The 22,793-nt window shown below is 36.2% G+C and carries 27 protein-coding genes, 1 pseudogene and 1 riboswitch; of the genes and pseudogenes, 2 read left to right on the top strand and 26 right to left on the bottom strand.

Annotated features, from left to right (window positions below; genetic code table 11):
• Nucleotides 1–57: 57 nt before the first annotated feature.
• Nucleotides 58–324: a DUF3055 domain-containing protein gene (locus MUA88_RS02735; protein ID WP_262604618.1), complete on the top strand. Its 267-nt coding sequence runs from the start codon at nucleotides 58–60 to the stop codon at nucleotides 322–324.
• 70 nt (nucleotides 325–394) lie between these two features.
• Here the strand turns inward: MUA88_RS02735 and MUA88_RS02730 are convergent, their stop codons facing one another.
• The 19 genes from MUA88_RS02730 to sufC form a co-directional block, all read right to left on the bottom strand.
• Nucleotides 395–763 carry a YutD family protein gene (locus MUA88_RS02730; protein WP_262605096.1) on the bottom strand — a complete coding sequence of 123 codons (369 nt, stop codon included), beginning with the start codon at nucleotides 761–763 and terminating at the stop codon, nucleotides 395–397.
• 19 nt (nucleotides 764–782) lie between these two features.
• The gene (gene lipA, locus MUA88_RS02725; protein ID WP_262604617.1) at nucleotides 783–1,700 is read right to left on the bottom strand and encodes a lipoyl synthase; all 918 of its coding nucleotides are present in this window, start codon (nucleotides 1,698–1,700) and stop codon (nucleotides 783–785) included.
• 85 nt (nucleotides 1,701–1,785) lie between these two features.
• Complete coding sequence (locus MUA88_RS02720; RefSeq protein WP_262605095.1) at nucleotides 1,786–3,105, bottom strand: bifunctional metallophosphatase/5'-nucleotidase; 1,320 nt, start codon at nucleotides 3,103–3,105, stop codon at nucleotides 1,786–1,788.
• Nucleotides 3,106–3,120: 15 nt separating this feature from the next.
• Nucleotides 3,121–3,951 (bottom strand): sulfite exporter TauE/SafE family protein, encoded by an 831-nt coding sequence (locus MUA88_RS02715; protein ID WP_262604616.1) that lies wholly within the window; start codon nucleotides 3,949–3,951, stop codon nucleotides 3,121–3,123.
• A gap of 6 nt (nucleotides 3,952–3,957) precedes the next feature.
• Complete coding sequence (locus MUA88_RS02710) at nucleotides 3,958–4,806, bottom strand: DUF72 domain-containing protein (RefSeq protein ID WP_262604615.1); 849 nt, start codon at nucleotides 4,804–4,806, stop codon at nucleotides 3,958–3,960.
• 102 nt (nucleotides 4,807–4,908) lie between these two features.
• Nucleotides 4,909–5,976, bottom strand: coding sequence for an NAD(P)H-dependent flavin oxidoreductase (locus MUA88_RS02705; protein ID WP_262605094.1), 1,068 nt, complete (start codon nucleotides 5,974–5,976; stop codon nucleotides 4,909–4,911).
• Nucleotides 5,977–6,006: 30 nt separating this feature from the next.
• Nucleotides 6,007–7,005 carry a hemolysin family protein gene (locus MUA88_RS02700; protein ID WP_262604614.1) on the bottom strand — a complete coding sequence of 333 codons (999 nt, stop codon included), beginning with the start codon at nucleotides 7,003–7,005 and terminating at the stop codon, nucleotides 6,007–6,009.
• Between the two features lie 292 nt (nucleotides 7,006–7,297).
• A complete protein-coding gene (locus MUA88_RS02695) occupies nucleotides 7,298–7,909 on the bottom strand; it encodes an FMN-binding negative transcriptional regulator (protein WP_262604613.1) in 612 nt (203 codons plus the stop codon).
• 11 nt (nucleotides 7,910–7,920) lie between these two features.
• Nucleotides 7,921–8,427: a GNAT family N-acetyltransferase gene (locus MUA88_RS02690; RefSeq protein ID WP_262604612.1), complete on the bottom strand. Its 507-nt coding sequence runs from the start codon at nucleotides 8,425–8,427 to the stop codon at nucleotides 7,921–7,923.
• Nucleotides 8,428–8,522: 95 nt separating this feature from the next.
• Complete coding sequence (locus tag MUA88_RS02685) at nucleotides 8,523–8,924, bottom strand: MFS transporter (RefSeq protein WP_262605730.1); 402 nt, start codon at nucleotides 8,922–8,924, stop codon at nucleotides 8,523–8,525.
• A gap of 207 nt (nucleotides 8,925–9,131) precedes the next feature.
• Entirely contained in the window at nucleotides 9,132–9,722 is a 591-nt protein-coding gene (locus MUA88_RS02680; protein WP_262605729.1) for an MFS transporter, read from the bottom strand.
• Nucleotides 9,723–9,974: 252 nt separating this feature from the next.
• Nucleotides 9,975–10,178 (bottom strand): hypothetical protein, encoded by a 204-nt coding sequence (locus MUA88_RS02675; protein WP_262604609.1) that lies wholly within the window; start codon nucleotides 10,176–10,178, stop codon nucleotides 9,975–9,977.
• A 33-nt stretch (nucleotides 10,179–10,211) separates the two neighbouring features.
• Entirely contained in the window at nucleotides 10,212–10,325 is a 114-nt protein-coding gene (locus MUA88_RS10930) for a DUF2335 domain-containing protein (RefSeq protein ID WP_481906570.1), read from the bottom strand.
• Between the two features lie 110 nt (nucleotides 10,326–10,435).
• On the bottom strand, nucleotides 10,436–10,630 hold the full coding sequence (locus tag MUA88_RS02670; protein ID WP_262604608.1) for a hypothetical protein: 195 nt from the start codon (nucleotides 10,628–10,630) through the stop codon (nucleotides 10,436–10,438).
• Between the two features lie 191 nt (nucleotides 10,631–10,821).
• Nucleotides 10,822–12,219: a Fe-S cluster assembly protein SufB gene (gene sufB / locus MUA88_RS02665; RefSeq protein ID WP_262604607.1), complete on the bottom strand. Its 1,398-nt coding sequence runs from the start codon at nucleotides 12,217–12,219 to the stop codon at nucleotides 10,822–10,824.
• Nucleotides 12,220–12,296: 77 nt separating this feature from the next.
• The gene (gene sufU / locus MUA88_RS02660; protein ID WP_262560331.1) at nucleotides 12,297–12,755 is read right to left on the bottom strand and encodes a Fe-S cluster assembly sulfur transfer protein SufU; all 459 of its coding nucleotides are present in this window, start codon (nucleotides 12,753–12,755) and stop codon (nucleotides 12,297–12,299) included.
• Nucleotides 12,745–13,986, bottom strand: coding sequence for a cysteine desulfurase (locus MUA88_RS02655; RefSeq protein ID WP_481906608.1), 1,242 nt, complete (start codon nucleotides 13,984–13,986; stop codon nucleotides 12,745–12,747). The genes sufU and MUA88_RS02655 overlap by 11 nt, the downstream gene beginning before the upstream one ends.
• 28 nt (nucleotides 13,987–14,014) lie before the next feature.
• Nucleotides 14,015–15,322 (bottom strand): Fe-S cluster assembly protein SufD, encoded by a 1,308-nt coding sequence (gene sufD, locus MUA88_RS02650; protein WP_262605727.1) that lies wholly within the window; start codon nucleotides 15,320–15,322, stop codon nucleotides 14,015–14,017.
• Nucleotides 15,323–15,349: 27 nt separating this feature from the next.
• Nucleotides 15,350–16,117: a Fe-S cluster assembly ATPase SufC gene (sufC, locus tag MUA88_RS02645; RefSeq protein WP_262605726.1), complete on the bottom strand. Its 768-nt coding sequence runs from the start codon at nucleotides 16,115–16,117 to the stop codon at nucleotides 15,350–15,352.
• Nucleotides 16,118–16,427: 310 nt separating this feature from the next.
• Here sufC and popT point away from each other — a divergent pair, with 310 nt between their 5' ends.
• Nucleotides 16,428–17,276: a polyprenyl-phosphate transporter PopT gene (gene popT, locus MUA88_RS02640; RefSeq protein WP_262605725.1), complete on the top strand. Its 849-nt coding sequence runs from the start codon at nucleotides 16,428–16,430 to the stop codon at nucleotides 17,274–17,276.
• 55 nt (nucleotides 17,277–17,331) lie between these two features.
• On the opposite strand, the gene MUA88_RS02635 is transcribed toward popT, so the two are convergent.
• The 7 genes and pseudogenes from MUA88_RS02635 to gcvH all read right to left on the bottom strand — a co-directional run bounded on the left by MUA88_RS02635 (nucleotide 17,332) and on the right by gcvH (nucleotide 22,790).
• On the bottom strand, nucleotides 17,332–18,153 hold the full coding sequence (locus MUA88_RS02635) for a MetQ/NlpA family ABC transporter substrate-binding protein (RefSeq protein WP_262604602.1): 822 nt from the start codon (nucleotides 18,151–18,153) through the stop codon (nucleotides 17,332–17,334).
• Between the two features lie 59 nt (nucleotides 18,154–18,212).
• Nucleotides 18,213–19,036 (bottom strand): annotated as a pseudogene (locus MUA88_RS02630) (MetQ/NlpA family ABC transporter substrate-binding protein).
• A gap of 120 nt (nucleotides 19,037–19,156) precedes the next feature.
• On the bottom strand, nucleotides 19,157–19,972 hold the full coding sequence (locus tag MUA88_RS02625) for a MetQ/NlpA family ABC transporter substrate-binding protein (protein ID WP_262604601.1): 816 nt from the start codon (nucleotides 19,970–19,972) through the stop codon (nucleotides 19,157–19,159).
• Nucleotides 19,973–19,995: 23 nt separating this feature from the next.
• Entirely contained in the window at nucleotides 19,996–20,691 is a 696-nt protein-coding gene (locus MUA88_RS02620; RefSeq protein ID WP_262604600.1) for a methionine ABC transporter permease, read from the bottom strand.
• Entirely contained in the window at nucleotides 20,684–21,712 is a 1,029-nt protein-coding gene (locus MUA88_RS02615) for a methionine ABC transporter ATP-binding protein (protein ID WP_262605724.1), read from the bottom strand. Before MUA88_RS02615 ends, MUA88_RS02620 begins: the two co-directional genes overlap by 8 nt.
• A gap of 92 nt (nucleotides 21,713–21,804) precedes the next feature.
• A riboswitch (SAM riboswitch) is annotated at nucleotides 21,805–21,913 on the bottom strand.
• Between the two features lie 39 nt (nucleotides 21,914–21,952).
• A complete protein-coding gene (locus tag MUA88_RS02610) occupies nucleotides 21,953–22,270 on the bottom strand; it encodes a thioredoxin family protein (RefSeq protein WP_262604598.1) in 318 nt (105 codons plus the stop codon).
• 139 nt (nucleotides 22,271–22,409) lie between these two features.
• Entirely contained in the window at nucleotides 22,410–22,790 is a 381-nt protein-coding gene (gene gcvH / locus MUA88_RS02605) for a glycine cleavage system protein GcvH (RefSeq protein WP_262604597.1), read from the bottom strand.
• Nucleotides 22,791–22,793: the final 3 nt, after the last annotated feature.

The following is a 22,793-nucleotide window of genomic DNA, read 5'->3' as shown; positions in this document are numbered from 1 at the left end:
GTGTCACTTCATTTCTCGATATACTGATACTATACGATTTTTGAAGGAGTTCTTAATATGATAGATATGTTTTTATATGATGATGTCGAACCATCACAAATCCGTTTTGTCGGCTTTATCGGTGAAGAAACACGTTATGATCTTATCTTGCTTCAAACAGACCGTCATTATGGTAAAACACTCGTCCTTAATACACAGACAAATAAATTTGGTATTATTGGGACAGATGACCTGGATGAAGAAGGATATATTGCCTATATACTTGGCGTCAATGAAGCTGAAGGAGAAGAACTCACAGATTACTTACGTGATGTCATTAGCTAATTAAATAACTGCAAAGAACCCCATGATTTAGAAATAATCACATTCCTAAATCATGGGGTTTCAGTGTATATTAACTTTGAATAGTCGGCTGGATTTTAACATCTTTTAACTTATCTACTTCGTCAATTTCAACTTCTTCTTGTAGTAATTGTTGATCGACTTCCTGTTTGGATAAACGTCTTACAACAAAGTAAGCACATCCGAAGTTACAATACTCTAATAAGTAGTCTTGAATGGTTGAGAAGCGTTTATTAAAATCTGCTTTTTTATAGGTATCTCTATAAAATCCTTTCAATCGAAGTTGATCATAACCATAATCGCCAACTACAAAATCATATTTATCTAGAATTTCCGAATAACGTGATACAAAATCTTCTTCGTTAAAAGCATCTCGATACGACTCTATCAATTCAAAATAATGATTGCCTGCTTTGATCATATCTGCATCACCTAAATGCTTATGAATTAAGTTGTTCATTGCCAAGACGTTGTTTTGCTTTAGCTGCTTCGTTTACTTGCTCGTCAGCATGGTATGAGCTTCGTACAAGTGGACCTGCTTGACAATGTTTGAAGCCTTTTTCCATCGCAACTTTACGTAACTTACCGAATTCTAATGGTGTGTAGTATTTTTGTACTTTCAAGTGTTTACGTGAAGGCTGTAAGTATTGACCAATTGTTAAGATATCCACATCATTGGCACGTAAATCGTCCATTGTTTCATGGATTTCTTCAATTGTTTCACCTAAACCAACCATGATACTTGATTTTGTTGGAATATCTGGTTGTAATTCTTTAGAACGACGTAAAAACTCAAGTGTACGATCATATGTTGCACGTGCACGAACTCTTGGTGATAAGCGACGTACTGTTTCGATATTATGGTTTAAAATATCTGGACGTGCAGCCATTAATGTTTTCAACGCTTCGTAATCTCCCCCCATATCTGAAGGTAAGATTTCAATTGTTGTATAAGGGTTGCGTTCACGAACTTTACGAACTGTTTCAGCATATACGTTTGAACCTGCATCTTTTAAGTCATCACGCGCAACAGCTGTAATAACAACGTGTTTCAAGTTCATTAATTCTACAGATTCTGCAACACGTTCTGGCTCACCTAAGTCCAATTCATTCGGTAAACCTGTTTTAACCGCACAGAAACGACAAGCACGTGTACATACATCACCTAAAATCATAAATGTTGCTGTACGACGCGCACCCCAACATTCATGGATATTTGGACACTTCGCTTCTTCACATACAGTATGCAAGTTTTTCTCTCGCATCATCTTTTTAAGACCTGTATAGTTTTCGTTCGTGTTTAACTTTATTTTTAACCAATCTGGTTTGCGTAAAATTTCTTCATTTTTCGTAGCCATAGCAGTGGATACCCTCCTGTGAAATTCAACTCTGTATTTATTATAACGGACTTTATTGAAAATTAAAACGACCTTGTCTCATGTTTTAGTCAGCATCTATATATGATTTAAAAATATCACGTAAAAATGCTGGTAACAGATAATCAATCGGTTGCCCTTTAAGCATTGGGAAATAACGTCCAAAAGTATACATATCAATCGTTCCTAGTTGATAGACTTTATCGTCTTTAATCTCTTTACCATTTACAAAATATCGATTGCTTGATTCGATATATCCTGCATTATATAAAATATAGCCTCCAAAAATATCTCCTCGAAAACCTAATCCTTGTGCATGTTCATACATATACGTTTGTTCACGCGCAGTCAGCAGTACTTCTTTAAGTACGCGTCCTGTTACTTTAGCTCGAACTGTATTAATTGGGTGAGGTAGCATTTGATGAATGTCGTATTCTGTTAATATTTTATTTTCATATCCTTTGACCATTAATCCTGCATTAATAATCGTACAGTCTGCACCAATATATTCATGAACACTTTCAGCCAGTTGATATGTCGCCTGCGTAATAAAGTTTGTTTCTCTTTGCAAAGTCATTGGTTTTGAAACAACAGGTGTATTCAATAAAGAACGGCCTTCTTTATCAAAGTCCACTGTTACTTCATGTAGCGTTTCTAATGGATGTAATGTAGCCTGCTTATGGATAACTTGTCCATTTTCAATATCCAGTGTCACTTCTCCTAAATAATGACCATATTTACCTGCTGCTGCCATCAGCACACCGTTAGACATCTCGCCTTCTAAGAAATGGTGATGTGTATGAGAACCAAGTATGACATCAACTTCTGGCAATACTTTACAAAGCTCCTGATCAAAGAAGATGCCTGCGTGACTCATAACAACCAAGACATCATATGCCCCTTTTTGTTGACGAACCACGTGTTGAATTGCAGCTAATGGATCCGTAACAAGCCAGTCTAACGCACGATAGAATGGTGTGAAAGCAGCTGTTATACCTATAAATAAGAAACGTACACCTTCAATCTCTTTTATATAAGATTCTACAAAGTTATTTGGTAACTGACCCGCTTCATCAAATACATTTGCACACGTCACTGTAAAGTTCGCATCATCATATAATGTATTCAATGCGTCATGCGATATTGTCATCCCTTCATTATTACCAATTGTTGCGATATCACAATTCGCATCATTGAGTAACTGAACATTTCGCTTACCCATCGTTCCTTCCGTCACCGGTAACGATAAATCAACATGATCTCCAATATCTAAATAGAGAGAGGGATGATTCAAGTTTGGACGATGCTTCGCCATATACGCAGAAATTCGCGCATATGCATCGAGATGACTATGTATATCATTCGTATGATACAATGTGACACGCATCATATTCACCTTCCTTTAACTAAAAAATGATCTTGTTATTAAGTAGACACCCAGTATAAGCATTACCATGCGTAATATCAGTACAACGGTATCAGATTTGACCGAACGATTGATTCTAACACCTAATCTGGCACCGAACCAGCTTGCGATGATAAGAATCAGACTATATCCCCAGACAACATGTCCGAGTACGATATGCCCGACAGAACCTGTAATACTTGAGAAGAAAATCATCATCATACTTGTACCAACTGCGACATGTGGTGGAAAACGAAATACAAGTAACATCAGCGGTGTCATCAGTGCACCACCCCCGATACCAAAGAGACCAGAAGTCATACCAATTAAAAATGATAAAATAATCGCAACAGACGGCACGACACCATAGCGGTATGTCTCACCATGCGCATCTGTAAATGACTTCATATAACGTTCTTGTTGAAAGGCTTGAATCGGAGGAATTTTATGTCGAATCATTAATAATATAGAAACAAAGATTAGGAAGATACCGAAATAACGGTTAAAAGAATGCAATGTTAAGTACTGGCTTAGGTATGCGCCAATTAATGCACCAGGAATAATCCCTATTAAGAATATCATGCCATTCTTAACATCTACTTGTTTTTGTTTTAAATAACCGAGACTTGATGACAAACCCGTTACAATTAAAATAATTGAGGATGTCCCTATCGCAGTCTGGGGTGTGATTCCTTGTAAAACATCAAGTGTCACACCAAAATAAATCAATGTTGGCACAATAATAATACCGCCACCAATACCCACAATAGAGCCAATAACGGCAGATAAAAAGCCAACTAATAATAAAATGATGATACTCATGATCATGTCTCCTTAAAATAACTTTAACTGTTGTGGCGCCAAACCCTCATAATCAATCCCAAGAAAGCGTTGAAATGTTTTGGCATTTTGAGCTGCATGGCCACCTGAATTATTGTTAAACACAACATAAATTTTCTCAGCTTTTTGATCGAGAATTTGAATCTGATTAGCCAGCTTTTGCAATTCCTCATCATTGTATTGATATAAATAGCGGACATCTCGCCATTCTTGGTCGGTCATATCTTTTTTAGTCCAACCATGTACATTCCGACCGTGCATGCGAACAAGACCAGTTGCGTGTGTGATGCGGTTGACAAAAGGGACGCAGCCTTCTCCAACTTGTGGCTCATCACAGACTGCATGAATCAGTTCATGTTCTGTTAAAAACGAAAGTGTATGTTCTTTCATATCATCCTCAAACCATGAACGATGGCGGAACTCAATACAAACAGGAAGTTGTTTAAGTTGTGCGCGTACATAACGAATATAATTAATATTTTTCGTTGTACAATCAAACCATGGTGGGAATTGAACTAATACCATTGCCAGTTTATCTGATGCAATCAATGGTTGTAACATTTGTCGAAATTCCTCAAACAGTGTATCTATCGAGTCTACATAATCATGATAGTCTGCATGTAACGTCAATGCTTGATGAATTTTAACAACAAATTTAAAACGTTCCGGGGTTTCTTTGATCCATTTGACGATGTTTCGCTCTGGCTGAATCGCATAATATGAAGCATCCAACTCTACAATAGGAAAGTGACTCGCATATGTTTTGAGCTTATCAGATTTTCTCTGCATGTCTTCATACAAGCTATCGTGATCACCCCACCCTGTTAGACCAATCTCTATCATTCTTTGTCTTCCCTTCTATTTTAGCACATTCATCGTACCATAATGATGCATACACCATACAACATTCTGACTGATATCATAAAGAGAAAACAGGCACAACGATTAGTTGAGCCTGTCTATTTGTTCTTGCGCTTCTGTTAATAATGACTTTATCAGTGTTTGAGCATCCGTATCTCTTGCAAGACGCCCACCTTGTCCACTCCATATATGCGTCCATTGTGCATTATTTTCTTTAGCTGCAGTGGCACGTAATTGTTTCGTTAAATCATTTTGAATTGGATAAGGTAACACTTTATCAGGTACACTTTCTAAGTCGTCAATCAATGCGTTACGAATCCCTCTTGCTGCTTTACCACTTAAGACTTTCGTTACGACTGTGTCTGTTTCAGTGCTATTTAATATTGCCTCTCTATGTACTGGTTGCGAGGCACTTTCTCGCGTTGTTAAAAATGCTGTCCCTAGTTGAACACCTACAGCGCCTAACATATGACTCGCTATCCATCCACGACCATCCATAATACCACCGGCTGCTATCACGGGAATACTTACATGGTCTACCATTTGTGGAATGAGCGCCATTGTCCCAACGAGTGAAGTCGCACCATCTTGTTGAAAGGCAGCACGATGGCCTCCCGCTTCACTTCCTTGTGCAACAACTGCATCCATTCCAACACGTTCTACTTCTTGTGCTTCTGCAACCGTCGTCGCACTTCCTACAACGATAACACCTGCTTCATGAAGTTTTGATACGATATCCACCGTTGGTACACCAAATGTGAATGTACACACTGCTACCTGGTGTTTTATCACCACATCAATTACTTGTTGAAATACCTCAGAATCATGCTTCCCTGCTGTTGGTGTTTCTAACGATAAAGCCTCACGATATGATTGTAAGTGGTCATTCATCGTATTGACCGCTTCATCCGTATATGTAAAAGCCTCTGGAACAAATAAATTTACCGCAAATGGCTTAGAAGTTAACTGTTTCACTTCTAAAATTTCTTGCTCCAATTTTTCGGGTGTCATATAACCCGCACCAATCGTACCAAGACCTCCTGCTTCTGATACATTCGCCACTAGTTCTGGCGTCGTTGATCCTGCCATCCCTGCTTGAATAATTGGAAATTGAATACCACACTGTTCAGTAATCGCTGTTTGATACCACATCATATCATCCCCTTGTTTTATGTTTAAGAATTATCGAACGCGATTCAATTTTTCTTGTTCCACACGATCCAACTCATCCTCGATTTCCATACCTAACATTTCTTCTATCAAATCTTCATGAGTTACGATAGCATCTGTTCCACCGTATTCATCCAGGACAATCGCCATATGTTTTCGTGTAATCGTCATTTTACGAAGCACCCATTCTGCTCGGTTATGCTCGTAAACAAAGAGTGGTTCAGAACTATAATCCATTACTTTGTTATCCGGTGCTTTACTCCAAGCTAATAAATACTTTGAGTGGAAGACACCCACCACATTATCGATATCCCCTTCATATACCGGGTACCGTGTATAAGGATGATTCATGACGATATCATACACTTCATCATATGTATCTTCTACCGATAAAGACGTCACATTAACACGTGGTGTGTTGCTTACATCATCAATTTTAAGCCGATCAAAATCCATCACGCCTTGAATACGATTGCGTTCCATTTCATTGAAAGCACCCTCTGTTCCCGCAATCGCAACCATTGTACGTACTTCCTCTTTCGACATTTTTTCCACTTCTCGTCCTCTTGAAAGGAATCGTGTCAGCCCATCTGTTATCGCATTTAATATCATTGTGATTGGTTTGAAAATCACCACGAAAAAGCGAATAATCGGGAAAACGAGGCGTGCAATTTGATCTGCGAACGTAGCAGCAATTGACTTAGGAATGACCTCAGCAAACATAATAATGATGACCGTTAAGATGGCAGATGCTAACCCAACATTGACACCCATATCCACAGCAAGTATTGTCACAAGCGTTGGTAATAAAATGTTTGCGATATTATTCCCAATGAGAATTGTCGTAATAAACTCACTTGGTTTTTCTAATAATTTTAATAACTTGGCAGCTTTTGTATTGCCATTGTCTGCCTCTGCTTTTAATTTAACTTTGTTCGCCGCAGTCAGTGCTGTTTCACTGCCTGAAAAGAAAAATGATACAAAGATTAATAAAATGATCGCAATGATCACTAAACAGCGCCTCCTCATTAACTATAATATTGAATCTAATCACTTTATTTTTTATAAAGCAAAAGTTCGATTAAATATATTTTCTAATATGATATCTTGAAAAGCAAGTTACAGGTTTTATCGACTGAGATACCTTAAAAATTGAAAGATGGTAGAAGTTTGATAACCTTACACACTTCATACCATCTTTGTATTATTTTGACCTACTTCAATTTTTGAAAGGTCTATTTTGTATTGATAAGCCACCAAGATCGTATAACGCCTTGGAACATTCCGTAAAATTGAAAGTCCGTTACAGACCATATTTTTTGATTTCTTCTGCAAGTTTCGATGGAGAATCATTTCCCGTCTGTTTCAAATGTTTCGCAATGTTGTTTTTGTCATTTTCACTACGCGTTTGACTCAACTTATAAGCAGCTTCAATTTCTGTTACCTTTATCTCAAATCCTTCAATACCATGTATCTGCTTTTTCGTCTGTTCCGACAACTGACCCCAAGTCGCGCCATTTTCACGATGTCCTTCATAATGATCGAGTAATTTTTCTAACGCCTCAGCCAGTTCATCATAAGATTGTATACGACTCGAACCATAAGCATGAATACTTTGATAATCCCATGTGGGTACATCCTCTGTTTCATACCACGAAGATGACACATAATCATGAGGACCATGGAAAATTGCGAGTACTTGATCATTGTCAGTTAATGTCTGAACTTGCGTATTGCCCTTAGCCAGATGCCCTACTAAATACAATACTTCTTCGCGTTCTTCCACCATCACTGGAATATGCGATGCAATTGGTCTCCCTTCAGAAACTGTCACCATTGTAATAAATGGATATTGAACCATAAATGCCTTCATTTCTTCATAATCGTGCATTTGATAATATTTTGGAATATACATAAACATGCCCCCTACAGTTCTGTTTTCATAATATAGTCCGTTTGCGGATCATCTCCCATATAAAATGTATGTGCACCAATTTTTTCAAAACCATTCTTCTTATAAAAGGCAATCGCATTCTCATTCTTTTCCCATACACCAAGCCATATGTATCGACAATTCAATGATTGTGCAACTTCCACAGCTTTCTCATATAATTTTGCCCCAAGGCCCTGCTTTTGAAATGCATTCAAAAGATAGATACGTTCAATTTCAAAATGTTGTTCATCAAAAGGTTCCGTTTGCGCATCAAATGCATTCAACTTCAAATATCCCGCAAGTTCATTTTTTGCATAAATAAAATAAAAATATGAATTTGGATTCTGAAGTTCCTTTGTTAACTTCTCATCTGTATACGCAGTGGCTAAATGTTGATCCATATGTTCTTTTTTATTGTATGGACCGAATGTTTCATCAAACGCCTGGCAAGAAATCGCCTGCAATGCTTTCAAATCTTCTAATGTACATGGTCTAATCACTCATAACACATCCTTATCTCTATCAAACATGTAATACATTTTGTTGTCTGAATTGTCTGTTTTTAATGGGTAAAAATATTTTACAGTATCACTATTTATTTATCAATCACTGTGTATTTAAATGGTTTGAGAAGTGCCATACCTAAGATAATGATCAGACCTAACATGCCATAAATCAATATTGCTTGTACAATACCTACTTTGTCTGAAATAATTCCTGAAAACGCATAACAAACACTCGATAAGCTTGTTGATAAAGCAATCATCCCGCCTCTCACTCTACCTAAATATGAATTGGGAACGTATTTCTGTAAAATTGTTGTAAAAGGCACATTGAATAATGATATAAACATACCTAATAAAAATAACAATACAATTGCAATACCTATCGTGCGATTAAAACTTAAGCAGATAATACACATACTTTGTAGCAAAGGAGCAATGACAAACCAACGAAACAATTTCTGCATTTTAAACTTACCAATCACATATGCCATCATCATGCCACCTAAAATACTAGAAACTTCTAAAATCGAGTAATGAATAGACTGACCATACAAAATTTCTGAAGTATACGGAATTAATAACGTAACGGCAGGTGTTATCGCTAAATTCGCAGCAATTGCAATGACAGCAATCCATAATAACCACTTAGTCTGGAAAATATACGTAATCCCATTCTTCCAAAGTACAAAATAGTTATCCTATTCATCTGTTTCTTGTTCATTTACCTTATATGTCTCTTGAACAAAGTAAAGTAAGATAAAACCAACAAAAAACGAAATCGCTTCAATAAATAGAATCATTTCAATATCGATCAGTGTAATAATGATACCACCTAATAGCATCCCTATTAAAAAACCCATACGATCGAGTATCGAGATCCAAGAATTAGCAGTCACATAGTCGTCTTCTTTAACAATTCTTGTAATTATTTTTATTGATGATGGGTCATAAACAGATTCCAATGCAACTAACAAAATCATCATCGCCACCATATAATAAATACTGATGTCGAAAAAATACATTGCCACCCCTACAAAAAGCAATATAATACAGCGAATCAGCATTGTTGTTCGCATCAATAATTTTGGATCGTATTTATCGCAAATGGGCGTTAAAAATAAATTAAATACAAATCCTGCCAAAAACGTTGCCGTCGTTAATAACGTCAGCGAAGTGACTGTTGTTTGCTCAAAATAATACCAATATAACGCAATATATGTCATCGACGCCCCTAATGTCGAGACACAAGATGCTAAAAACAATAGTGTATAGTTTTTATTAATCATCATAATTCCCCCCTTTTATAATGAATTAGTATATGTAAATCCCCCATAAGTTTATCATTTCATAAATATTGTATTTTTTCAAAGGTGTATTTTTCCACAGATATAAAAAGTGAGACAGCATATCATGCCACCCCACTATAAAAGTTACAAACCAAAATAAAACGATTGGTTAAGAACTAAACAAATGCACAGCAAAATTTATATCATTCTCCAAAAATGGTATGTTATAAACCTTCCTGTGCATTACAAATATTATTATTCTTTTCTTCTTATACTATTAACTTTTGAATTAATCATGCTTACCACAATATTCCCGAGTGATAATGAACCAATAATGCCTGATGCCAATTCGCTACCAAATACGCCTAATATTACGGCACCAACGATACCAACGATTGAAATAATCGTACTTGAATATATCCCTTTTGATGTAATCGTATTATTACTTTTATAATACAATTCTTGTTCTGTTAACTCAATATGAATTCTATATTACTGATTTTTCTCTGCCATTTCAATAATCCTATTAGCAGAACCAGGTAATACCTCTTCATATTTGCTAAAATCTTTTGGGTCAGGTAAAGGACCACTTTTCGTTAAAAAGATTTCTCGCGCAATAATTTTTTGACGTTCCTCAGAATTATTGGCATTTTCTAACTTTTGCTCTAGGACTTTTACTTCATTTGATACTTTTTTACTTGCCGTTCAATTAAACCTTACCTTCTAGAATAGTTATCTAGGGCATTCTGTATATCTACACCTATGTTTCTCCAATCTTCAGCCACTCTATCTCTATCATCAATTAATGCTCTATGCATTTTCCTATCTTTATTTCTTTTGATGCCATTAAAACCAATCAAATCACCAGAAATCATATATGCTTTAGCAACTGTTTTAAATACATTTTTCATAACAATTACCTCCTAACATATGCTCATCATAATATGTACCCTTTACTATTTCAAGAAAATTTTATTCAGAGGTATTAAAAAAATGGGACAGCATATGATGCCATCCCACCACAAAATGGTGAAGAACCTAAAAAATGGTATCAAACCACCTAAGTAAATACTTAAATAGCTTGATACCATTGGGTTTCATCCTATCCGATTGATCCTTCCATCTCGAATTTGATGAGACGGTTCATTTCAACAGCATATTCCATTGGTAATTCTTTAGTGAATGGCTCAATGAAGCCCATTACGATCATTTCTGTCGCTTCTTCTTCAGAAATACCACGTGACATTAAGTAGAAGAGTTGTTCTTCTGATACTTTAGAAACTTTTGCTTCGTGTTCTAAAGAGATATTGTCATTGAAGATTTCGTTGTATGGAATTGTATCTGATGTTGATTCATTATCTAGAATTAACGTATCACATTCGATGTTTGAACGTGCACCTTTGGCTTTACGTCCAAAGTGAACGATACCACGGTATACAACTTTACCGCCATCTTTTGAAATTGATTTTGATACGATTGTTGAAGATGTGTTTGGTGCTTTATGAATCATTTTAGCACCCGCATCTTGAACTTGTCCTTTACCGGCAAATGCGATAGATAATGTGCTACCTTTCGCACCTTCACCTACAAGAACACATGCTGGGTATTTCATAGTCAGTTTAGAACCCATGTTACCGTCTACCCATTCCATGTTACCATTTGCATGAACAAGTGTACGTTTTGTTACAAGGTTATATACGTTGTTTGCCCAGTTTTGAATTGTTGTGTAACGAACGTGTGCATCTTTGTGTACAATAATTTCAACAACTGCTGAGTGTAATGAGTTTGTTGTGTACACAGGCGCTGTACAACCTTCAACGTAGTTTACTGATGCGCCTTCATCCGCAATAATTAATGTACGTTCGAATTGACCCATGTTTTCAGAGTTAATACGGAAGTAAGCTTGTAACGGCGTATCTACTTTTACGTTTTTTGGTACGTAGATGAATGAACCACCAGACCAAACTGCTGAGTTCAATGCCGCAAACTTGTTGTCGCCTGCTGGAATAACAGATGCAAAGTACTCTTTAAATAGCTCTTCGTTTTCTCTTAATGCTGTATCCGTATCTTTGAAGACAATCCCTTGTTCTTCAAGTTCTTTTTCCATGTTGTGATATACGACTTCCGATTCATATTGCGCAGATACACCTGCTAAATATTTTTGTTCCGCTTCAGGAATACCTAATTTATCAAAAGTTCGTTTGATTTCTTCAGGAACTTCATCCCATGAACGCTCAGAACGCTCAGATGGTTTAACGTAGTAAGTGATATCATCAAAATCTAATTCAGACAAGTCGCCGCCCCATTGTGGCATTGGCATCTTGTAGAATAATTTTAAGGCTTTAAGACGGAAATTTAACATCCATTCCGGTTCACCTTTCATATTTGAGATTTCACGTACAATGTTTTCTGTTAAGCCACGTTCTGATCTAAAAATCGATACGTCTTCATCATGGAAGCCATATTTGTAATCGCCCACATCAGGTGCTTTTTTAGCCATCAATCAACACTCCTTTATATTCTTAGCATGCTAGGAGCGGAATGAAATCCACTCCTTTTCTATCATTTAACAGGCACTTACTCGTCTTCTGTTGTGCCCTTACCTTCTTTTTCAACTGTTCCTTTTTCTAATGCTTTCCACGCTAGTGTTGCACACTTAATACGTGCTGGGAATTGAGAAACACCTTGTAATGCTTCAATATCTCCCATATCTTCAGTGATAGTGTAATCTTCACCAAGCATCATTTTCGTGAACTCTTGGCTCATCTCCATTGCTTCTTTAAGACTGTGTCCCTTAATTGCTTCTGTCATCATAGACGCACTTGACATAGAGATAGAACAACCTTCACCTTCGAACTTAGCATCATGTACCATGCCATCTACAATATCAAAAGTTAAGTGGATTCGATCACCACACGTCGGGTTATTCATATCAACTGTCATCGTGCCATCTTCTATCACACCCTTATTACGAGGGTTTTTGTAGTGATCCATAATGACAGAACGATACAATTGATCTAAGTTATTAAAATTCATATGAGAAAAACTCCTTCGTTCTCTTTAATCCTTCGATAAGTTGATCGACATCTTCTTTCGTGTTGTAAATATGGAAGCTTGCACGTGCTGTAGATGATACGTTTAACCATTTCATCAATGGCTGTGCACAATGGTGACCTGCACGCACTGCAACACCTTCTGTATCAAGTGCAGTTGCTACGTCATGTGGATGCACACCATCCATATTAAACGTGATTACACCTGCACGCTTATCAACAGCAGGACCATAGATATCAATGCCTTCAATTTGAGACATTTGCTCATAAGCATATTGAGTGAGCTCTTGTTCATGTGCATGAATCGCATCAAAACCAATTGCTTCAATATACTCAATAGCCGCTTTCAAACCAATCGCTTGGGCAATCAATGGTGTACCTGCCTCAAACTTCGTCGGTAAGTCTGTCCATGTACTTTCATATAATCCTACAAAGTCAATCATATCGCCACCAAATTCAATTGGCTCCATATTTTGTAAATGTTGGCGTTTACCATATAAAACACCAATACCAGTAGGACCTAACATCTTATGACCACTAAAGCTATAGAAATCCACATCAAGCTCTTGAACATCTATTTTCATATGTGGTGCTGATTGTGCACCATCAACTGAAATAATCGCTCCGTGTACATGCGCTACTTCAGCAATTGCTTTCACGTCATTAATGGTACCTAAAACATTTGATACATGGGCAACTGCAACGATTTTCGTTTTATCCGTAATTGTCTCTTTAACTGCTTCTATTGTAAGCTCTCCATCTTCAGTCATTGGAATAAACTTCAATGTCGCACCTTTACGTTTTGCCAATTGTTGCCATGGAATGATATTTGCATGATGTTCCATTTCTGTCACAACAATCTCATCGCCTTCTTGGATATTTGCATCACCATAACTATGTGCAACAAGGTTAATAGATGCTGTTGTTCCTCGTGTGAAGACAATTTCTTCAAAATATTGTGCATGAATAAATTGACGAACCGTTTCGCGAGCCCCTTCATAACTATCTGTTGCTAATGAACCAAGTGTATGCACACCACGATGAACGTTTGAGTTATAACGTTCATAATAATCATCTAGCGCTTCAATCACTTGTTTTGGCTTTTGACTTGTTGCCGTTGAGTCTAAATATGCAAGGCGCTTACCATTGACTTTTTGTTCTAAGATGGGAAAGTCTTGAATGATTGCTTTTACATCTAACTGAGTATCAGCCACGTCTACCACAGACCTTTCTAAAGATATGTTATTTACCTACTTTAAGTTCGATAACTTCGCGTAATTGACGTTGTACATCTTCAATTGGTAATTCGCGAACAACTGGGTCTAAGAAGCCATGGATAACTAAACGTTCTGCTTCTTCTTGTGAAATACCACGACTCATTAAGTAGTAAAGTTGTTCAGGGTCTACACGTCCAACTGATGCTGCGTGACCTGCTTCTACATCATCTTCATCAATTAATAAGATTGGGTTTGCGTCACCACGTGCATTTTCAGATAACATTAACACACGAGATGATTGGTTAGCTGCTGAACCTGTACCACCATGTTTGATATGACCGATACCATTAAAGATTGATGATGCATTTTCTTTCATAACACCGTGTTTTAAGATATAGCCATCTGTTTCTTTACCGTATTGTACGATTTTAGACGTTAAATTAATTGTTTGATCTCCACGACCTACAACAACTGACTTCAAGTCTGATGTTGAACGATCACCGATAAGATTTGTTATATTATCAATGATTTGGTTACCTTCGTTCATTAAACCTAATGACCAATTAATTGTTGCATCGGCTGCAGTGACACCACGGCGGATAATGTAACCTGTAAATCCTTTATCTAAGAAGTCTACAGAACCATAAGATACTTTCGCATTTGGTGCTGCAATTACTTCTGAAATAATATTGATTTGGTTACCTTCACCACTTGTTGTAGATAAGTAGTTTTCTACATAAGTCAGCTCTGCACTTTCTTCAGTCACGATTAATACGTGGTTGAAGAAACTAGCATTTTCATCGTCATGTAATACGACATATTGAATTGGATCCGCAACAACAACGTTTTTAGGAACATATACAAATACGCCACCATTCATCAACGCTGTGTGTAATGCAGTTAAACGATGTTCATCAACAGTTACCGCATCTTTCATATAATACTTTTCAACTAAGTCGCTGTGATTTTTCAACGCATCGCTGATATGTTCAATAATCACACCATCTTGTTGTGCTTTTTCATTTACTTTTGTGAAAGCAAGTGAGTTGTTATGTTGGATGATAAGATTTTCTGTTTCTTCTACATTTATAATACGATCGATTTCAGTTGGTAATGCTTTAAGATCTTCAAAAGCTGCACCTGTTGTATGGTGTTGTTTGAATGAATCAAAATCCCATTTATCGATCTTTGTTTTATCTGGTTTTGGCATTTCTAAAGACTCAGCTTGTGCTAACGCGTCTTTTCTTAGCGCTGTCATCCAAGAAGGTTCGTTTTGAGCCTGTGAATAATCAACAAGTTGCGCTTCAGAAATATTTAATGTTTCAGTCGTCATAATTATTTCCTCCTATATTGATGATTATTACTTCGCTTCTAACGCTTCGTATTCTTCTTTAACCCACTCGTAACCTTCTTCTTCAAGACGTTTTGCTAATTCAGCACCACCTGATTTAACAATGATACCGTTGTACATTACGTGTACGAAGTCAGGAGTGATGTAGTCTAATAGACGTTGGTAGTGTGTGATGATTAATGAACCGAATTCTTCTCCACGCATTTCATTGATAGCTTTAGATACAACTTTTAATGCGTCGATATCAAGACCTGAGTCGATTTCATCTAGGATAGCGAATTTAGGTTGTAACATCATTAATTGTAAAATTTCGTTACGTTTCTTTTCCCCACCAGAGAAACCTTCGTTTAGGTAACGTTGTGCCATGTCTTTATCCATTTCTAAGAAGTCCATGTGCTTGTCTAATTGCTTAATGAATTGCATTAAGTTGATTTCTTGACCTTCTTCACGTTGTGCATTGATTGCTGAACGTAAGAAGTCCGCATTTGTCACACCAGTGATTTCAGATGGATATTGCATTGCAAGGAAAAGACCTGCTTTAGCGCGTTCATCTACTTCTAATTCAAGTACATTCACACCATCTAATAATACTTCACCTTGAGTGATTTCAAATGATGGATGACCCATGATTGCTGAAGATAAAGTTGACTTACCTGTACCATTTGGTCCCATGATTGCATGTATTTCATTTGTGTTAATTGTTAAGTTAACACCCTTTAAGATTTCTTTATCGTCAATAGATACGTGTAAATCTTTAATTTCTAATACTGATGGCATTGATATTCCCTCCAAATAAATGATTGATTCCTTGTACTAGTTTATAATAATTTTAATGTAACGTCAAAACCATACTTCAAATCTACATGCCTATTATAACCGAATTAATCAGTTTTATAAACCTTTTAGGATCGTAAAACCCCCTCTATTTTATCCTTAAAATAATTGGGGGATTCCCTATGTTATTGATAATAAAGGGACTTCTGTTCTCAATAGGTGCTAATAGGTCCTAAGTCCTATGACGTAGAGATAACAGATGTGGCAATATTGTGTTATGATAAAATGACTTATGATGAAAGGAATCATTTTTATGTCTAAATTTAAACTTTCAAATATCCCTCGAGGGTTTGCCATGGGAATTAGCGACCTGATCCCAGGTGTGAGCGGAGGGACAATCGCTTTATTATTAGGAATCTATGATGACTTCATTGCTTCTGTCAGTGGTGTCTTCTCTAAAAACTTCAAACAAAGTATTGCCTTTCTACTTCCAATTGTTATTGGAATGGGTCTTGCAATCGGTGGTTTGAGCAGTCTCATTAACTATCTTTTAGCAGAACATACGATACCAACAATGTACTTTTTCTTCGGATTAATTATTGGAATTGTGCCATTTTTAGTGCGTATTTCAAAAATAAAACAAACATTCACAGTAAAGCATTGGGCAATTTTAGTAGCAGCGATTGTATTTTTAGCTGTCATGGCCCTTTTCAAAGGTGATACAGCTCATGGTGCACCTGCTTATATCGATTTATCAGCACCTATGTTGATTAAATACTTTATTGCAGGGATTTGTGCTTCAAGTGCTATGTTATTACCAGGTATTTCTGGTTCATTTATTCTATTAGTATTTGGTGTTTATAGTACGGTGACTTATTCAATTTCAGAACTTGTTCATTTTAATTTCCAAGCTCTCCCAGTGATTATTACTGTAGGAATGGGAATTCTAGTTGGTTTTCTACTGGCGAGTAAGTTAATTACTTATTTATTACAACACTATACGTATATGACGTATGCTGCTATCTTGGGGCTCGTAATCGGATCATTATTCTCTGTATATCCGGGCATCCCAGCAAGTGGTATCACATGGTTTGTATCTGTCTTAACGCTTATCGCAGGTTTCGTGATTAGTTACGTATTAGGACGTTACACTGAAGCATAATTTCAAAGTAAAAACAGTATTTTAAGTCGACATTAACTTAAAATACTGTTTTTTATTATTTTGCAGGAATCACTGCGCCATTATATTCTTTTTTAATATAATCTCTCACTTCATCAGATTGAAGTGCTTTAATCAAGTCTTGGAATTTCTTATCATCTTTATGTCCTTTTTGAACAACTAACACATTTGCAAATGGTGAAGATTCATCTTCCACTACAATTGAATCTTCAAGCGGCTTTAATCCATTATCAATCGCATAGTTTGAGTTTAGAATCACAGCGTCACCTTCATTATTGTTATATGTTTTAGGTAAGAATTCTGCACCTTGTTGGTTATCAAATTGGATATTCTTTTTATTTTCTACAATATCATCGAACTTAGCATCTTCAATTTTGACACCATCTTTAATTTTGATTAAACCTTCTTTAACGAAGAATGATAAGAAACGACCTTCTTCAGCTGGATTATTAGAAACATAGATTTTTGCACCATTGGGTAAATCTTTAAGACTTTTATGCTTTTGGCTATATACACCCATTGGCGTTGTTAACACTTTCCCAACTTCTTCTAATTGATAACCATGTGATTTTTGTTCTGCTTTTAAATATGGAACGTGTTGGAACATATTCGCATCGACATCACCTTTATCAAGTAATTTATTAGGGATCTTATAATCATTGACTTCTCTTACTTCAACATCGTATCCATCTTTTTTAAGAATGTCTCCTGCCTTTTTCACGACTTCTCCATGCGGTATTGGTGATGCTGCTACAACAATTTTCTTATCATCTTTTGATGCCTCTTTTTGTTGTCCACATGCTGTTAAAACGACAGCGAATACAACTACCAATAGTGTAAATAGTCTTAATTTTTTCATTGAAATACCCCTTTCTTCTTTTCCCCACTTTGAAATTTATTTAATTTTCAAAGCTATATTTATTCAGCTGGTGTTACTACACCGTCATATTTCTTAATGATAAAATCTTGAATATCTTTTGATTGTAAAACTTCAATTAAAGCTTTTATTTTTGCATCGTCTTTATGTCCTTCTTGAACTGCGATTAAGTTTGTATATGGATTGTCTTTGCTGTTTTCAACTGCAATAGAATCTTTTTGTGGGTTTAATTTTTGCTCAATTGCAAAGTTAGAGTTAATGATTACCGCATCACCTTCATTATTTTGATACGTTTTTGTTAAGAACTCTCCAGCTTGTTTGTTGTTGAATTTAATGTCTTTTTTGTTTTCTACAATATCATCAAAAGTTGCGTCTTGAATTTTAACGCCATCTTTAATTTTAATTAAACCTTCATCTACAAAAAATTTAAGGAAACGACCTTGTTCAGATGGGTTGTTAGAAACGAAAACCTCTGCGCCATCTGGTAAATCTTTTAAGCTTTTATATTTTTTGAATAGACAGCCATTGGTTCTAAGTGAACATTACCTGCTGATTCGATTTTATATTTTTTATTTTTCTTTTCAGTCTCTAAGTATGGTGTGTGTTGGAAGAAATTTGCATCGATTTCACCTGCATCTAACAATTTGTTAGGTGTTGTGTAGTCATTGATCACTTTTACTTCTAAATCATAACCTTTATCTTTTAATAGTGCTTTGGCTTCTTCAAGAATTTCTGCATGAGGCGCAGGAGATGCTGCAACAACAATTTTCTTATCTTCTTTTGACGTCTCTTTTTGTTGACCACATGCTGTTAAAATGACAGCAAATGCAAATAATAATAGTGTGAATATTCTTAATCTTTTCATTGAAATCCCCCTTTCTCCTTCATCCCACTCTGAAATGAGTGATAAAAAAAGACGGGGTCACGCTGTGCCTTTTACACAGTGTGCTCCCATCTTATTATTTAATTCTCAAAGTAAGTAACCTTATTCTGCTGGAGTTACTGCACCATCATATTTCTTATTGATAAAGTCTTTGATGTCTTTAGATTGTAAAACTTCAATTAATGCTTTGATTTTCGCATCATCTTTATGTCCTTCTTGAACTGCAATTAGGTTTGCATAAGGATTGTCTTTGCCGTTTTCAACTGCGATAGAGTCTTTTTGCGGGTTTAACTTTTGCTCAATTGCATAGTTAGAGTTGATAATAACCGCGTCACCTTCGTTGTTTTGGTAAGTTTTTGGTAAGAACTCTGCCGCTTGTTTGTTGTTGAACTTAATGTCTTTTTTGTTTTCTACAATGTCATCAAAAGTAGCATCTTGAATCTTAACGCCATCTTTGATTTTGATTAATCCTTCATCCACGAAGAATTTAAGAAAACGACCTTGTTCAGCTGGGTTGTTAGAAACGAAAACTTCTGCTCCATCTGGTAAGTCTTTTAAGCTTTTATATTTTTGAGAATAGACAGCCATTGGTTCTAAGTGAACATTACCTACTGATTCAATTTTGTATTTTTTGTCTTTCTTTTCAGTTTCTAAATATGGTGTATGTTGGAAGAAGTTTGCATCGATTTCACCTGCATCTAACAATTTGTTAGGTGTTGTGTAGTCATTGATTACTTTTACCTCTAAGTCATAACCTTTATCTTTTAATAATGGTTTAGCTTCTTCAAGGATTTCTGCATGAGGTGCTGGAGATGCACCTACAACAACTTTCTTATCATTTTTGTCTTCTTTGTTACCACATGCAGCAAGTGCTACTGCTAAAACAAGAACTAATGCAATGGATAAAATTCTTTTCATAATTATATGCTCCTTTTAAAAAATTATCGTTTATCTATTTTATTTGTAAACCAATCCCCTAAGAATTGAATTACAAAAACGATGATCAAGATTAAGATAGTTGAAACTAAGATAACGTCATTTTGGTTACGTGTAAAACCAGTTAAGTAAGCTAAGTTACCTAAACCACCGGCACCGATAACACCGGCAACTGCTGTAGATCCTACAAGTGCAATGGCTGTTACGGTAATACCTGAAATCAATGCTGGCAATGATTCTGGAATTAAAACTTTCAAAATCACTGTCCAAGTATTTGACCCCATTGAACGTGCTGCTTCGATAACACCTTTATCAATTTCTTTAAGTGCAATTTCAACAAGTCGACCGTAGAAAGGTGAAGCACCGATAATTAACGCCGGTAACGCACCCGTTGGACCACTGATTGTTCCGAGAATCAAGCTTGTAAATGGAATTAAAAGCAAGATTAAAATGATGAACGGAATAGCACGGAATAAGTTTACAAAGAATGATACGATGCTATAAAATACACGACCAACCTTCGACTTACTCTTAGATGTTAAGAATAAGATAATACCTAAAACTAAACCTAGTACAAATGAAAATACCGTTGAAATCACAGTCATATAAAGTGTTTCATACGTTGCAATCCAAACTTCTGGCCAACGAATATTTGGCATTGTGATCATCTCATTTAAGATTTCACTAAAACTCTTACCCATGTTTAATCACCTCAACTAGAATGTTTTGCAACTCTAAATCATGTTGTAAATGATTAAAGTTTTCCTGTGAAATAGCTGGGATATGTAGGAGTAAAAATCCTGCTGCACCCGTTTTTGCTTGTTTGATATTGCCTTCTAAAATATTCACAGTGACATTATGTTTTCTTGCGATATATGAAACGACTGGTTGCGTCGTATTTTCACCAGAGAATGTTAACTTGATGACCCTGTCACCTGTTTCAAGTGGTAATGCATTCGCAATACTTTCGAAGTCATGTTCTGGTTGCAAGTCTTCTTGAACAAATCGACGTGTCACTTGATGTTGTGGGTTTTCAAAAACTTCTGATACTTTCCCTTCTTCAATGACACGGCCATTTTCCATCACGGCAACTTCATCACATACACGACGAATCACGTGCATTTCATGTGTGATGATAATAATTGTGAGGTTTTGTTCTTTCTTCAACTGTAGTAATAAATCTAAAATCTCATCAGTGGTTTGTGGATCTAGCGCACTTGTCGCTTCGTCACACAATAGCACTTCTGGATCATTTGCTAATGCTCGAGCAATCCCAACACGCTGTTTTTGACCACCTGACAATTCTGATGGATATGCATGTTCACGGCCGGCCAAACCAACGCGTTCTACTAATGACTTCGCTTTTTCTACGGCTTCCGCTTTAGGGACACCTGCAATTTCTAATGGGAACTTAATATTATCTAAAACAGTTCGTGACCATAATAAATTGAAATGTTGGAAAATCATGCTTACTTTTTGTCTCTTTTGGCGTAATGCTTGTTTGCTTAATTCAACGATATTATCGCCACCAATGATGACGTCGCCCGATGTCGGTGTCTCTAGGTAGTTAAAAAGCCTTACAAGCGTACTTTTACCTGCCCCAGAGAATCCAATAATGCCATAAATCGTTCCTTTATCAATATTTAAATTGACATGATCGACTGCAGTGACAGATTTGGATTTGCTTTCATATTTCTTTACAATATTTTTCAGCTCAATCATATTGCTCCTCCTTGTGCTAAGCATCTCTTACGCCAAATAAAAATTGCCTTCTCTTTTGAAATGAAAGAGAAGGCAATTTATAAGGTACCTTTCTCTCATCTTCAAAAGTTTGTTACAACTTTATGTGACTTGGCACCATTTCTATTACTAGACGGTTGCCGGGCTTCACAGGGCACATCCCTCCACCACTCGTGATAAGAGTTTTCTGAATATTGAATTGTTTAAATCATACCACCGCAATCAAGATTCGTCAATAACTTTTTTTATTTTTTCTAACAAAAAAGGTACTGACTGAAATGCATAGAGCCTTTCAACCTCTTGATCTTTTTTCATGATCAGTAAAACAGGTACTGACATAATCTTATTTTCTTGATTAAATTCTGGATAAAAATTTAAATTCACCTTCGTTAACGGTAACGCCAAAATCTTATTGGCAATATCTAACATGTGTTCAGAAACTTTGCATGTCCCACACATGCTTGTATATCCAAAAATGAGATGAACTTCTTCATCAAAGTGTTCTGTCAGCACCTCATCTTGTGTGTGATTCTGTGTCATCTTGTACAACCTCTCACCTTGTTATTCTAGGTTGAGAGTAGCACCTTATACAAAGTTATGCTACTATATCGGCTTCTTTATATACAAAAATCCGGAATGAAATTGTGATTCACATTTTCATTCCGGAAATTTAGTATTATTATTCGCCAATCATTTCTTCGTAAGCAGCTGCATCCATTAATGCGTCTAACTCACTTTCGTCTGATAATTCAACTTTAACCATCCATGCATTTTCGTATGGTGATTCGTTAACAGCTTCTGGCTCATCTTCTAAGCTTTCGTTAACTTCAACAACTTTACCTGATACTGGTGAATAAAGTTCAGAAACTGTTTTTACAGATTCTACGCTACCGAATGTATCGCCTTCTGTTACTTCATCGTCAACTTCTGGAAGCTCAACGAATACGATATCGCCTAATTCATTTTGTGCGAAATCAGTAATACCGATAAGTGCTGTATTACCTTCCACTTTTACCCATTCATGTTCTTTTGAATATTTTAAATTACTTGGCACTGCCACTTG

Origin of the sequence: Staphylococcus sp. IVB6240 (assembly GCF_025558425.1) — a bacterium.
Lineage (GTDB): Bacteria > Bacillota > Bacilli > Staphylococcales > Staphylococcaceae > Staphylococcus.
The sequence above is the reverse complement of the archived record's forward strand: the minus strand, read 5'-3'. Positions and strand labels throughout refer to the sequence as shown.